General features: G+C 34.6%; 13 protein-coding genes and 1 pseudogene. 4 read left to right on the top strand and 10 right to left on the bottom strand.

Annotated features, from left to right (window positions below; translation table 11 throughout):
* Positions 1 to 2: 2 nt before the first annotated feature.
* Positions 3 to 944 carry a MarR family winged helix-turn-helix transcriptional regulator gene (locus IEU51_RS01205; RefSeq protein ID WP_186088036.1) on the bottom strand — a complete coding sequence of 314 codons (942 nt, stop codon included), beginning with the start codon at positions 942 to 944 and terminating at the stop codon, positions 3 to 5.
* Positions 945 to 1,096: 152 nt separating this feature from the next.
* Here IEU51_RS01205 and IEU51_RS09250 point away from each other — a divergent pair.
* Positions 1,097 to 1,311: pseudogene (locus IEU51_RS09250) on the top strand (ABC transporter ATP-binding protein); the annotation flags it as partial.
* 56 nt (positions 1,312 to 1,367) lie between these two features.
* Here IEU51_RS09250 and IEU51_RS01200 read toward each other — a convergent pair.
* Positions 1,368 to 1,811 carry an SACOL1771 family peroxiredoxin gene (locus IEU51_RS01200; protein ID WP_186088038.1) on the bottom strand — a complete coding sequence of 148 codons (444 nt, stop codon included), beginning with the start codon at positions 1,809 to 1,811 and terminating at the stop codon, positions 1,368 to 1,370.
* A gap of 50 nt (positions 1,812 to 1,861) precedes the next feature.
* Positions 1,862 to 3,664, bottom strand: a complete 1,803-nt coding sequence (pepF, locus tag IEU51_RS01195) for an oligoendopeptidase F (protein ID WP_186088040.1) — start codon at positions 3,662 to 3,664, stop codon at positions 1,862 to 1,864.
* Between the two features lie 122 nt (positions 3,665 to 3,786).
* Here pepF and IEU51_RS01190 point away from each other — a divergent pair, with 122 nt between their 5' ends.
* From IEU51_RS01190 to rarD, 3 genes are all read left to right on the top strand, one after another.
* Positions 3,787 to 4,338, top strand: a complete 552-nt coding sequence (locus IEU51_RS01190; RefSeq protein WP_186088042.1) for a DNA-3-methyladenine glycosylase I — start codon at positions 3,787 to 3,789, stop codon at positions 4,336 to 4,338.
* A gap of 44 nt (positions 4,339 to 4,382) precedes the next feature.
* Positions 4,383 to 4,559: a hypothetical protein gene (locus tag IEU51_RS01185; RefSeq protein WP_186088044.1), complete on the top strand. Its 177-nt coding sequence runs from the start codon at positions 4,383 to 4,385 to the stop codon at positions 4,557 to 4,559.
* Between the two features lie 65 nt (positions 4,560 to 4,624).
* On the top strand, positions 4,625 to 5,527 hold the full coding sequence (gene rarD / locus IEU51_RS01180; protein WP_186088045.1) for an EamA family transporter RarD: 903 nt from the start codon (positions 4,625 to 4,627) through the stop codon (positions 5,525 to 5,527).
* Between the two features lie 145 nt (positions 5,528 to 5,672).
* Here rarD and trpB read toward each other — a convergent pair whose 3' ends face one another.
* The 7 genes from trpB to IEU51_RS01145 all read right to left on the bottom strand — a co-directional run bounded on the left by trpB (position 5,673) and on the right by IEU51_RS01145 (position 14,243).
* Positions 5,673 to 6,899 (bottom strand): tryptophan synthase subunit beta, encoded by a 1,227-nt coding sequence (trpB, locus tag IEU51_RS01175; protein ID WP_186088047.1) that lies wholly within the window; start codon positions 6,897 to 6,899, stop codon positions 5,673 to 5,675.
* 571 nt (positions 6,900 to 7,470) lie between these two features.
* Complete coding sequence (locus tag IEU51_RS01170; RefSeq protein ID WP_268234184.1) at positions 7,471 to 7,854, bottom strand: MarR family winged helix-turn-helix transcriptional regulator; 384 nt, start codon at positions 7,852 to 7,854, stop codon at positions 7,471 to 7,473.
* Between the two features lie 129 nt (positions 7,855 to 7,983).
* Positions 7,984 to 8,718 (bottom strand): SDR family NAD(P)-dependent oxidoreductase, encoded by a 735-nt coding sequence (locus IEU51_RS01165; RefSeq protein WP_186088051.1) that lies wholly within the window; start codon positions 8,716 to 8,718, stop codon positions 7,984 to 7,986.
* Between the two features lie 303 nt (positions 8,719 to 9,021).
* On the bottom strand, positions 9,022 to 10,269 hold the full coding sequence (locus IEU51_RS01160) for a peptidoglycan bridge formation glycyltransferase FemA/FemB family protein (protein WP_186088053.1): 1,248 nt from the start codon (positions 10,267 to 10,269) through the stop codon (positions 9,022 to 9,024).
* Positions 10,270 to 10,327: 58 nt separating this feature from the next.
* Entirely contained in the window at positions 10,328 to 11,605 is a 1,278-nt protein-coding gene (locus IEU51_RS01155; protein WP_186088055.1) for a peptidoglycan bridge formation glycyltransferase FemA/FemB family protein, read from the bottom strand.
* Between the two features lie 15 nt (positions 11,606 to 11,620).
* A complete protein-coding gene (locus IEU51_RS01150) occupies positions 11,621 to 12,859 on the bottom strand; it encodes an aminoacyltransferase (RefSeq protein ID WP_186088057.1) in 1,239 nt (412 codons plus the stop codon).
* 121 nt (positions 12,860 to 12,980) lie between these two features.
* Positions 12,981 to 14,243: a Y-family DNA polymerase gene (locus tag IEU51_RS01145; protein WP_186088059.1), complete on the bottom strand. Its 1,263-nt coding sequence runs from the start codon at positions 14,241 to 14,243 to the stop codon at positions 12,981 to 12,983.
* Positions 14,244 to 14,362: the final 119 nt, after the last annotated feature.

The following is a 14,362-nucleotide window of genomic DNA, read 5'->3' as shown; positions in this document are numbered from 1 at the left end:
CTTTATGCTTTTAAGTTTGTTTCATATCTCTTAATTGTTGAGCCTGTTTCTTTCCACTTTTTACTAAATTGTTCACTAGTGAGTGCAAAATTGTGTTCTACTAATAATGACTCTAGTTCCGGTGATTCAATGAGTAGAGTAGTGAAGATATGCTTTACATCGTTTTCTTCACAGTAGTTTAATGCGTGTTTTAATAGCATTCCTTTATTCTCTTTTGTATCAAATTCATCTTTTACAATAAACCAGCCAAGTTGAGCATTGTTGTATGAGTCAACAACTATAATTATTGAACCTATGCGCTTTTCTCCAGACATAAGTATAAATAGATCTGAGTTAAATCTACCTTTATTAAATTCCGAAATTTCTTCTAACAGACGGGATACAAATGAATCGTTAAAATCGTGTACATTTTGATAGTAATCACTGTGTGTTGTAAGTACAAACCCAGCATCTCCAGTTGTACCTTCACGTACGTATATTGTGTTATCTTCTATCTCTGTAACAGCATTATCTAAATCTGAATCCTCTACTTGGTTACCATTATATATATCCATGACTTGTTCTAACTTAGTGGATATTCTTTCCAGAGTATCATCGTTTATATGCGTATACTTCTCTTCCATATACTTGAGAAGTTCTCTTTCAATTTCTACTAATTTGGTTTTTCCATTCTTCGTAAGCTTGATATGATAGATACGCTTATCTTTTTTATCTTGAATTCGATCAATGAGCTTCTCTTGGCCTAGACGATTTAAGATTCTACTTAAGTAGCCTCGGTCAACTTTTAAATAAGACTCAATTTTACGAGCAATCAGTGACTCATGCTGATCGAGTAGTAGAAGAACATCAGTTTCTGCTTCAGTTAAAGACAACCCGCTCATATCTAGTGACAATTCTTCCTTATAAAATACATCAAATGCTAACAACGATTGTAACTTGTTCATATAATCACCTTTCTAAATGATTGACTAGCTCAATTATATATGTTTATGGTTGTTTTTATCAACTAATTCATTTAATAAAATGCAACTGATACGGAGAAATACTTTGACGGTGGAGCTTCATTTAACCATGTAGATTTTGTTTATGATGAATCAAAACAAAAATACTCATACAACGCGCGATGGATAAATTAATGGAAGGTCGTACGATCTTTGTGTTTGCTCATAGATGATCTACAATTAGAAACGCTGATGTGATACTAGTTATGGATAAAGGAGACATCGTAGAGCAGGGGGCACACGAGGAACTCATAGCATTAAACGGTTTCAATATGACCTATATAATAGTCAATTTGAAGAAGCAAGTTAATAAATTATAATAAGAGAAAAGCACTGACTCCTATATTTAGGAATCAGTGCTTTTCATTATTTCACGATAATCTCTGCATTAATTTCTATCTCAACATTTCCTCTTATCGCGTTTGAGATCATGCAATTACCATCTGCTATCTCTGTGATTCTATCCATTTGTTTCTCTAACTTTTCATATTCCGCTTCATTTACTGTAATTTTAGGGTGATGCGTAATCTTCACCATCTTAAATTTACCTGCATCTAGACTTGCTGTCCCAACGCTTTCTTGCTCAATCACAACGTCAGTGAAGCGTGAACGTTCTAGTGCTGCCGCTAAACTAATGATATAGCACCCACTTGCTGCGGATACAAGAAGCTCATCTGGATTTGAGGCATTTCCTATACCACCAAGCTCACTTGGAATTGAAATTTCACCCTTAAGGTGATCCGCTTCAAATGTTCCTTTTTCATTACGGCCACCTGACCAATGTGTTTTCACTTTAAAATCGTGTTCCATCTCATCCTCCTAAAAAACTCTGAAGTAAGTAGAGTAGCGATGAATTATTTTTATCCATCAATTTCTTCAGTTAATTTTTCTAAATCATCAACAAGAGAACCGATGTAGCTAATTGTGTCTTTTAATGGTTTGTCTGTAGTGATATCGATGCCTGCCATCTTAGATAATCCAACTGCATCACGCTTACCACCTTCACGAAGCACTTCTAACCAATCTTCTACTGCTGGTTGTCCTTCTTCTAATACACGGTTTGCCATTTGTGTCGCTATCGTTAAACCCGCACTATATGTGTAAGGATAAAGACCCATGTAGTAGTGTGGCTGTCTCATCCAAGTGAGTTCTGCACCTTCCGTAATTTCTACGTCATCTCCCCAGAACTCTTCAATCACTTTGCGTTTAAGTCTATTTAAATCGCTCGCTGTTACTGTTTCATAGTTATCTACCATTTTGTATACTTCACGTTGATACGCTGCTTCCAATAAGTGAGTCACAAAGTTGTGGTAGTACGTTCTTGAAATAATTGAGCTGATGACCCAACGCTTGAACTTAGGGTCTTCAGAGTTCTTAAGTAAATGATTCGCCATTAACATTTCGTTCATTGTTGATGGAGCTTCAATGAAGTACATTGATGGTCTTGTATCAAAAATATTGTTATTGGCATTCGCATTATAGAAGTGACCTGCATGTCCAAGTTCATGAGCAAGTACAAATACTTCTTCCATTAAGCTTGACCATGTAATTAAGATGTACGGATGGTCTCCATAAGGACTAGAACAGAATGCACCTGTTGATTTACCTTTGTTAGATACAAAGTCGATCCAACGCTCATCATATGCACGATTAATCATATCTACATAATCATCGCCTAAGATAGATAGTGCATCAACAATGTACTTTCTGGATTCTTCTACAGTGATTTCAGGTTCACTTGAAGGATCTAAAGGTATCTTTAAATCTTCATATTTCATTGTATCCAAGCCGTTCGCTTTTTGTAATAGTTTTGCGTAACGTCTCATGTGTGGTGCTAAGTCTTTCATGATTGTATCAATTTGGCGATCGTATAACTCACGACTCACATCTTGTTTATGAAGAAGATAATCAATCACTGAATCGAATCCTCTTAGGTCAGATTCCGTTTTCTCTTGTTTTAATTGAATATCATACGTCCCTGCAGTTGTGTTCTCATATTTTTTCAGTGTATCGTAGAACTGTCTGAATGCTTTACGTCTAATTTCAGTATTTGGATTAGACTCTAATCCACCTTCAAACGCCAGGTATGAAACAGGAATTTCTTCACCATCTACTTCAATTGAACCAAAGTCTAAGTCGAGTAGTTTTGTGATGTTATAAAGGCTATATGGTGCACTAAATACGTTGCTGAAGTTTGCCAATACTTTTTCAACTTTAGGATCTAATTGGTATGGCTTATTTCTAAGTAATTCATCAATATATCCTTTATATTCTGGCGCTTTATTTTTAACTTCATTTAAGAATGAATCCTCTTTTTCTAATAATTCACCTTCAAAAAAGCTTACGTTAGACGCATAGTTCGTTCTCGTGTTTCCAAGCACTGCAGATAACTTCTGTGCCTCTGGTTCACTTTGGTCACTAGATAATCTTAAGCTTGCATATGTACTAATAAGCACGAGCTCTTCTGATAATTTCTTTAGTCCGTTAATTCCTTCTATTGCAACTTCTGGTGTATCTAATTTACCTTCAAATGCTTCATTAAATTTAACAGCATCTTTAGTTAATTGCTCAGCACGCTGAACTGCATCCTGATCGTCACTTGCTAGACTTGTTAAGTCCCAAGTATAATTTACATCTACATCTTTTCTTGATAATAAAGCCATTTATGTCTCTCCCTTTCGGTTTCCGAAGTATATCGCTATTATACACTATATTCTGAAAACTTTATATCAAAAAAGCAAAACAGTATTTTTTCTGTATATAATAGTAGAAGGAGGCATCTATTATGATAAAACCAACATGGGCAAAGAGTCATCCATTACTTGAAGAATACTATGATAAAGAGTGGGGGAAGCCATCTAAAGATGATACACACCTATTTGAGATGCTTATTTTAGAAGGCTTTCAAGCTGGTTTATCTTGGCTAACGATTTTAAAAAAACGTGATGCATTTAAAGAAGCATTCGTAGATTTTGATAGTAAGAAGGTCGCTAATTTTGATGAATCTGATATAGAACGTATTTTGACTATTGATGACATGATTAAAAATAAGCTCAAAATTTCGTGTGCGATTAAAAATGCGATTCAGTTTAAACGTGTACAAGAAGAGTTCGGCAGTTTTTCTAATTATCTATGGTCATTTGTCGGTCATGAGCCTATTGTTACAAAATATGACTATGAAACAGATATTCCAGTAAAAAATAGTCTTTCTGTTTTAATCAGTAATGATTTAAAGAAACGTGGATTTAAATTTGTTGGACCAGTAATTATTTATTCGTATTTACAGGCAGTAGGTGTATTAGATGATCGTATTAGGTATGAGCAAAATAAAGTATAGTTTCAAAATTTTGTGATATAACTATGTGTGAAAGGATGATGAACATGTTACAGTATACACTTATTAATATTAAACCAAATATGAAACAGAATTCTTTAACACAACAAGTGATCGAAGCAATCAATAAAGAAGAACAAAAAGGGCGTTCATTTGTTCAAGTGGTTAAATTAACAGAACAAGAAACACCGCAAATTTTAATTATTTCTAAAACAAATTCATAAACGACTTTTCAAAAGACAAGCGTGTTAGAATAGAAATAATTATTAATTGAATATAGGTGTTCATTATGCAAGAAAACAAGACAAAAGAGGGCATACTATTCGCACTTGGATGTTACATCATATGGGGTATTTCACCACTTTATTGGGCGCTAGTTGATGACATTGGTGCCTTTGAGATACTCGCATACCGTATGATTTTTTCGTTAATCTTTATGGCCATGTTAGTACCTATTTTAAAGAACAAGGAAGCTCTCCGAAGAGACTGGTACTATATTAAATCGGACAGAAATCGACTATTTATGGTTCTTGCTTGTAGTGTGCTCATTACTATAAATTGGGGTACATTTATTTGGGGCGTAAACAATGGATATGTATTACAATCGAGTCTTGGATACTATATCATGCCACTCGTTAGTATTATTCTCGCATTGGTATTTGAAAAAGAAACGTTCAATAAAATGGAATGGACTGCAATTCTTATGTCATTTATTGGGATTCTTTTTATGATTGTAAGAATTGGAGAGGTACCAGTGATTTCACTGTTACTTGCATTTTCATTTGGGTTTTATGGACTCATAAAGAAACACCTCATTATTGACGCAACAAGTAGTATTTCGTTTGAAACAATAATAATTGCTCCGTTTGCAATCATTTATGCAATCTATTTGTTTATAGCCGGTCAGTCAGATGTTGGTCTGAATATATCATCATTTTGGTTATTATTTGCAGGTGCAATTACTGCAATACCACTGATACTATTCTCAAAAGGGGCAAAGTATATACCTGTATCATTGATGGGGTTTTTAATCTATATCAATCCAACCATTCAATTTTTACTCGGTGTATTTGTGTTTAAAGAACCATTTGATAGTACACAAGTTATTACTTTCATGTTTATTTGGATCGGAGTTATATTATATAGTACATCAAAATACAGAGATGCACAGAAGAGAAGAGCGAGTGTCTAGCTCTCTTCTTCTATATACATAACTTCCTATAATATATGTTATGTAAACTAATTAATAGAAAATATATCAATATATAATAACACATGCTTATATGAGCAAATAATAAACCACAAGACTAAGTATATTTAGTCTTGTGGTTCTTAAATTATTTTTTATTTAATAGATCCATAACTTGCTCCATATCTTTGTCACCACGACCTGATACGGTTACGACTAGAATTTCGTCTTTATTCATTTCTTTAGCAAGTTTTTCTACGTATGCAATTGCATGTGAACTTTCTAACGCAGGAATGATTCCTTCTGTTCTTGATAGTAATTGTAAAGCATCTAGTGCTTCTTCATCTGTTGCATATCCATATTTAACTCGTCCAATATCATGATAATAGCAATGCTCCGGACCTGCACCTGGATAATCCAGTCCTGCTGATATACTGTGTGCAACATCCACATTTCCATCTTCATCACTTAATACATACATCTGAGTACCATGTAAAACTTGAAGGTTTCCTTTGTTGATCGCCATCGAGTGTTCATTACTGTCGAAACCTTTTCCTGCAGCTTCTACACCGTACAGTTTTACATCTTCATCTAGGATAAACTCATGCATTGTACCAATTGCGTTAGATCCACCACCGATACAAGCAACAACGGCGTCTGGAAGTCTATTTTCTTTCTCTAAGATTTGTGCTTTAATCTCCTTACCAATGACGCTTTGGAAATCTCTCACAATTGTTGGGAATGGATCTGGTCCAAGCGCACTGCCAAGTAAGTAATGTGTGTCACCGACGTTCTCGATGTAATATTCGAGTGCTTTGTTCACAGCTTCTGTTAAAGTCTGTTTCCCCTCTTCAACACTGACTACTTTTGCACCAAGTAATTCCATTCTAAATACATTTAATTTTTGACGTCTCACATCTTCTGCACCCATAAACACGATGAGTTCCATTCCAAACATTGCTGCAACTGTTGCGCTTGCAACACCGTGTTGCCCTGCCCCAGTTTCAGCTACGAGTTTTTTCTTACCCATACGTTTAGCCAATAGTGCTTGCCCAATTGCATTATTGATTTTATGTGCACCGGTATGATTTAAGTCTTCTCTTTTTAAATAAATTTTAGGTCCACCAAGATGTTTTGTTAAGTTTTCTGCGAATGTTAACGGTGTTGTACGTCCACTATATTCTTTTAAATAATACGCAAGTTCTTCTTGGAATTTAGGATCATTTTTAGCTTCTATATACGTTTCCTTTAATTCATTCATTGCTGCTTTCAGTTCTTCAGGTATAAATGCACCCCCATGATTTCCAAAGAATCCTTGTTCATCAGCTTCTGTTTGAATTGTCGTTTTTGTATTTGTGTTAATTGTAAATGTCATTTAAATCTTCTCCCTTGATTTGTTTGTTTTTAATACGTGTAAAATAATGAATCGACTGCATAGATACAGTGACGCCATCGTTTCACAAGGGAAGTTAATTTATTTGTTTGTACATTCATAGCAATCACTCCTATATAAAAAAGCGCGTCTAAAATCCTTAATAAAAAAAGGACGCTAGACGCGCGGTACCACCTATATTAACAACAATCGTTGTTCACTCTAAATATTAAATTAATAGAGAAATAATCCCACTTCGTAACTGAATTGTGTTAGTTTTCATCAACCACTAACTTTCTGCTTTTACAAATTCAGTCACTACTACCATTATCTCTAGATAAAAAACACCACAATATAATCATCGTAAGGACGATTATACCGTGGTGCCACCTTAATTGCTTCTCAAAAAATATAAAATTTTAACGACAACTCAGATGCCCAATTCAAACTAACGATGTGCATGTTTTCATCACCCACATGCTTTCTATTTGCTACACAAGTTAGTTTTACTCTTTCATCAAGTTATATAACATCTTATATCCTATAAATTAAATTGTCAACATTTTTTAAAAGATTATTCAGAATTGTTTAATTTTCGGTATAAGCGTAAGAGTTCATCTCTCTCTTTCTCGTTAAGTTTCATGAACATTTCGCGCCGTAAAACTTGTCCAGATTCGTTCGCACGTTTTAATATTTCTCTACCAGAGTCTGTTATTTTTATATGGATGATTCTGCGATCGGTATCATCATAGAGGCGTTCTACAAAACCTTTTTTAACAAGTTTTTCAGTTAGAGTCGTCACTGTAGGTGGCTTTAAACCGAGTACATTTGCTATTTCAGAAGGTCTAGCATATTTAGTTTTACTCAAATAACCCAATGTGAGAACATGAGAGATGCCCAATCCTTCATTAAAATCTTTATTCCATTTTATAATTAACTGATTAGTGAATTTATCCATGTTATGTAATATTTGAAAGATAGTTTGTTCAGACTGATTATGTGTCATTTTTTATCTCTCCTAAAAAGTGTTAAAACAAAAAGTGTGTAGTATCTATTATAAGATACTACACATCATTATACTAACTATTTATTGTGCAGAGAATCCACCATCAATTATAATTTCCGCACCAGTAATATAGCTTGAATCATCTGATGCTAAGAATAATGCTGCTTTCGCGATATCTTCAGGTAAACCTAATCGTTGTAATGGAGTTGCTTTAATAAGTTGTTCAAGTAAAGCTTTGGAATCACTCAATGCTTCTGTCATAGGTGTTTGAATAACCCCAGGGAAGAGTGCATTTACACGGACACCATCTTTACCAAATTGTGTTGCCGCTGCTTTAGACAATGATCTTACAGCACCTTTAGAAGCTGTATAATGGTTAAATCCCTGACCAATTTGAGCAGTGTAAGATGAGATATTAACGATTGAACCGCTACCTTGTTCTGCCATGATAGGTGCAACGTGCTTCATACCAGCAAAAGCACCAAACCCATTGATTTTCATCATAAATTCCCAGTCATTTAAGTCGATATCTTTGTATCTTTTTTCAGAAGAGACGCCTGCATTATTTATAAGTACGTCAATTTTACCAAACTTCTCTTTTACTTCTTCAACAAGTGCTGTCCAAGCGTCGTCAGATGAAACATCTAGTTTCATTCCATACACATTTTCTTTTTCACTTGCAATTTTAAGCGCATCTTCATTGATATCTGCTGCAATAACTTTTGCTCCTTCTTCTACAAATACTTCAACCATTCCTGCACCAATACCTGATGCACCGCCAGTAATTATAACTACTTTGCCATCCATTTTACCCATTTGTAATCCTCCTATATAAATAATTATTTATCTTAATTTAATTGAACCACCATACTGTTCAATGACAACATCTACAATTTCCTGAACATTTTCTTCTATCGATATATCCTTAATGAATAAAATTCCTTTACTAAATAGCGTCAATCCCTTTATTAGTTAATTTATAATTAGATATCTAACTATATATGTATAAATATATCATCTTTTAAATGTAATCGCTAACTTTTAGTTTTTTATAATTTCTTATTAAAAATGATAAAAAAATGCAGTAGTTAAATTTAACTACTGCATATAATCTCTTTTTTATACTCTATTCAACAACTTACCAAGTTTATAAACAACCGGATGATATACTTTACTGAACGTACCTGGTAACTCTTCAATTTCCGCTCCAAATCCACGTTTAAATTGGAATACACCGTAGTCTGCAGCATCACTTTCAAAGTTTCCTGTAATCCCATACATGTTAAAGCGTTTAAGTCCTTTTTTCTGTGCATCTTCGATCATTTTAATCGTCACAAAGTTTGTTGCTAAAAACTTGCTGTGTTCTCTTAAGCTACCGCTATATAGATAAACCATTTCATTGTTGTTAAAATAATACATTGCCGAAGAAAGTGGAATTACCGTACCATATTTTTCAATGCGTTCTTCTGCATCCTTAATCTGGTTTTTAGTCTGTTCAATTTTAATTTCAGTATCTTTATGAACATTTCTCACTTTGCGTGATGCTTTTTCTAAATCATGTTCTTCTAAAAGTTTTTTATTTTGATCTTCTAGTTGTGACTTTTCTTTTTCTAACGTTTCTATGACCTCTTCTAAATTCAGTTCTGCTAGGACAACATAGATTTTTTTATCTAGAATTCTAAGTTGGTCTAGTATTCGTTCACTCGGTACTTTATCGAAGCCGAGTCGTTCTTCAGTATCCTTATAAATGTGTAAGAATTCGTCATATTCATCAGGCGTTAAATGTCTGATTTTAATCGGTTGTTTTAACGCACGTCTCGTATCAGAACGCGTTTTTGTCTCCATTCTCTTGAAAACATCTTCCATCGTGCCAGTGATATCGACGACTGACTGGAATCTGAGATGCTCACTAAATACAAGTTGTGTTGTAAAACCATGGTGCTTGAATCCAAGTTTCTCAAATACACCCATGATTTCTCTATTGTTTCTCTCGTCATCTTCGATCACATTTCCATCTCTATCTCTCACTTGATAGATTTGGTTAGGCGCAATCGTTACTTCTAGACCGTTATGCGCTTTAATAAACGCATCGATTTCTTTTAAGAAAAACTCAAAGTCTTCGTTATTAAACTCTGTTAATAACGGTCCAAAGTGTGTTGAGAACCCCCTGTATTTACGCATCATTGGGTAAGCACTTAAAAATGCAACACCTACAATTTTATCATCTTTAAAAAGACCTAATAAGAATGTTTCAAGTACAGTTTTCACATGGTCATAATAAATTTCATCGTGGATAAAGTGATAGAGACCATCATAGTGTTTCATGTAATCATAAAATTCTTGTTCTGTTATTTGTTTGACTAACACGTCTATACCTCCTGTGAAAAAAGGATCTAACTCTTTTAGAGCTAGATCCTAACTTCAATTATCTTTTTCCCAGCTTTTCTTCTACTTTAACTTTCACTTTAAACACGTTGTGTACAAATGGATTGATGACTTTCACAAAGTCTCCTACGAGTTCTTCAATTTCAGCATTAAATCCACGCTTGAATCTAAATACACCGTAATCTTCACCCTCTGGAGTAAAGTCTCCAGATACACCGTAGAAGTTGTATCGTGCTATATCATGTTCCATCGCATATTTCATCATTTCTAAGTGCATGATATATGGACCAACGAACATGTTGAACTCCTCAGATGATGCACCTGAGTTGTACACGAGTTCGTACGGTGTTTCGAAGTAAACTCCTGCGCCAAGATTTAACACATTACCATGTTTCTCTCTAAATGTTTTCGCATGGTTTAAATCCTCTTCTGTACCTTGAATATTTCTCTTGAGTTCAGCAATTTTGTTGATTGTTTTTTGGTTTTGATTTTCTTTACTTTCTTGCTGTTCAAGTTGTTTATTTAGTTTTTCAAGTTCTTTTTTTGTAGATGAAATAAATGGATCTAGTTCAACATACGCTAACGGTACAAGTACTTTATCTCCATATGTTTCTTTAAAATCTTTAAAGTATTGATGTGGATTCACCGTTATAAAGAAGTTCTGTCTTTCGGCAGTTTCTAAGAATAAATCAACAAAAATATCCATTTCATCGCTTTCTAAGAAACGAACCTTAACGCCAAACTTCTGTGCTTTTTTGATGTTTCTGCGGCGTAAGCTATCAAATGATTTTACAAGATCTTTTTCATCTTTAAATTTACTCACGTCTAATACACTCATCCAACGTGCTTGTGATGTTTTTGAATACCCTCTAGTAAACCCTTGGTGCACATACCCCATAGATTCTAATAAATCAATGACTTCTTGTCTTGGTTCGTAATCTGTATATTCTTCAACATCTTTGTTATATTTTTTGTAAATCCAGTTTGGATCCACTTTAACATAAGAACAGTTGTTTTCTTTTAAATATTCTGTAAGACCACTGAAATATGCACGAACAAGCTCGATGTCGTCATAATTGATTACAGGACCTCTGTTACTGTAGTAAAAATATTTACCTAGAACTGTCGGTTGTTTTGTAAATAATCCAGCCGCTCTTACTGTTCCATCATTTTCTTTTAAACCGAGTAGAACAACTTCCCACTCACCATGTAGTTCTCTATTTTTCTTGTTTCCGATCATTTGGAAGAAGGCACTTTCTTCTCCACTTGTCTCTATAAATTGTTGATATTCAGAATCCGTTAATTCTGTAAACTTCATAGTTTCCATCACTCTCTATTTCTTTAGTAATTGGTATGCTTTAAATGCGAGTTTATTCACCGGTTTTACAAAGTCACCAATATATTCGTTAACTGTTGCATTAAAGCCTTTCTTAAATTGAATGACGCCGTAATCTTCAGCATCTTCAGTGAACTTACCACTAATTCCGTAGAAGTTATAGATGTCCACGCCTTGTTCTAAAGCGTATTTAATCATTTCCCACTGAATCGCATAACTACCTGCAAAGTGTCTGAATTCATTTGCTGTTCCCCCTGCAAGGTACGCAACTTCATGATTTGTATTGATGTAATAGCTTGCTGCAACGGGCAACTCTTTACCGTGTTCAGCATTCAGTGCTTTACCTTCTTCATACTTCTTCGTAATGTTTTCTAATTGAACAGATAAGTTTTCAATCTTATTTTTTGTTTTTTGGTTTTCACTGTCACGCTCTAACTGTTTCTTTGCTTTTTCGATATCACGTTCGAGCTTGTTTTTATCTTTTTCAATCGCTTCTACGTACGCTTCAAGATCCACATATGCAAGTGGAATCATGACTTTGTCTTTGAAGTATTCTTTTCTTGATTTGTAGAATGGTGCACCACGGTCGAAGAATTCTTTCATTTCACTTGTGTCTTCCATGAAGTCTGTGAAAATACCGATATCTTCTAAATCAAGATATTTTACTTTGATTCCATCTTTTTCAGCACGTTTGATGTTTCTCTTTCTCAAGCTATCAAACGATTTAAAAATCTCGTCTTTTGTTTTATCTTTTAAATCTAGCGTAGAGTGCCATCTAATTTGAGTATCTGGGCTAAATCCTGTTGTATATCCATCATGAATATACCCTAATTCTTGGAACTTATCGATTAAGACCTTGTTACCTGTTTCTTCGATAATGTTGCCATCATGATCTCTCACGTTCAATACTTCATAAGGATCTACTCTAATGTATAATACTTTCTTTCCTTTTAGGAAATACTCTAACCCTTTAAAGAATGCTTGTACGACTGCTTCATCATTGTAATCCATTACTGGACCACGATTGGTATAAGCAACTTTAAAGACACGCATCACACGTCCGAGTGTAAGTAAGCACGCTGCTTTAACTTCCGCGTTATCTTTTACACCAACTAAATAGACCTCAGTTCCTTCATCCACTTTTAACCTATAGTTTTCAAGGGTCTGAGTAAAATGACTAAAATGTTCGTGTGTATAGTCGTAAAACTCTTCTTCAGTAAGTTGTACAAACTCCATTCAGGTCTCAATCCTTTTCTATTCACTGATTAGTTATTGACGGGTATGCATTATCTACCCATTATACAATTCCATTATCACATTATATCATTTTTTATATCAGCTTTCACTCTTCTGCCCGTTATCTTTTATGACCGGCAATTAAACCTTCACGAAGTTTCAGTGTTGAAGCTTCTGTCATGCTGAGTGCACGCATCACACTGAGCATGCCATATTTCACTTTTAAGTGATCAATGGTACGCATCAATGACTCTTCTTTTTCCAGTTTCTCATAATCATCAAAGAGTGAGTATTGATGTAATGTATCTGGGATAAAATTCGTGAGTCCCACACTGATTGTTCTATACAATTCATTTGGATCAGCAATTTCAACGAACCTTGTCCAAATTCCTTCCATCACTATGTTTTCGTTATGCGTGCCTGTATCGATTGTAAATTGTTTACGATACGTGTGACCATCTTTCGTACTGATCGAAAATTGGACGGTACGTGCGCGCTTATTCATCATACGGAGTCTATGAACAACCTCATCGACGTGTTCTAATATCACAACATAAATTTCTTTAAACGTGTAGTCTCTCATTAATATTTGGCTCTTACCGATAGACGGGCTCTGCACGTAATGTCTATCTCGAATCTTGCTGAAGTCAATACCGTTTGCGTGAAGATGCCAATCAATACCAATCACGCCAAAATCTCGTCTCAAATACTCTACTGGATAATGTGCGAGGTCACCGATTGTAAATATACCGCGCTGATTTAATTTTTTCTCACTTCTTTTATTAATACCCCAAAATTTGCTAAGAGGTGCGATATTCCACATTTTTTTCGGTACATCGTGATAGCGCCACTCTGAGATACCTTTTGGCATTTTTTTGGCTTCAATATCTAAAGACAGCTTACTTAAGAGCATATTATCCCCAATGCCAATCGTACACTCAATCTGCGTCTCTCTATAGATTTCCATTTTAACGATTTCCGCAAGTTCATACGGCGTACTTGCATGTAGATGATAGCTTTCTGTCACATCCATAAAAAATTCATCAATCGAATACTGATGAAAATCCTCAGGTGCCACATACTTTAATGCGATTTCTGATATTCGCTTAGAGTACGTCAAGTAAGTCTTCATAGTCGGATTAATGATCTTTATATCTGGTCTTTTAGGTATTTCAAAAAGTCTAGACCCTGTCTTAATGCCGAGCTTTTTTAATTCCGGTGTTGCAGCTAACACAACCGAACCTTTAGAATCAACGTCCCCTACTACAGCAAGCAATGTAGTTTTTGGATCCCAATGATTCAATATGCAAGACACACTCGCAAAAAAACTTTTTTGGTCCACACAAAAAATATCACGCTGTGGACAAAGGTGATAGTTATACATATTCATCCTCCTAAACACGAACATTTGTTCGTGTTTATCGTATCATAAATTCCTGTGATTTTCTATCTAGTCATTCCCTTTTCTTTTGTAAAGAAAAATTTTATGTAGTAAGCTAATGA

Source organism: Phocicoccus schoeneichii (assembly GCF_014635565.1).
In the GTDB taxonomy this organism is placed as follows: domain Bacteria; phylum Bacillota; class Bacilli; order Staphylococcales; family Salinicoccaceae; genus Phocicoccus; species Phocicoccus schoeneichii.
Note: the sequence above shows the minus strand (reverse complement) of the source record. Positions and strands in the feature narration are given on the sequence as shown.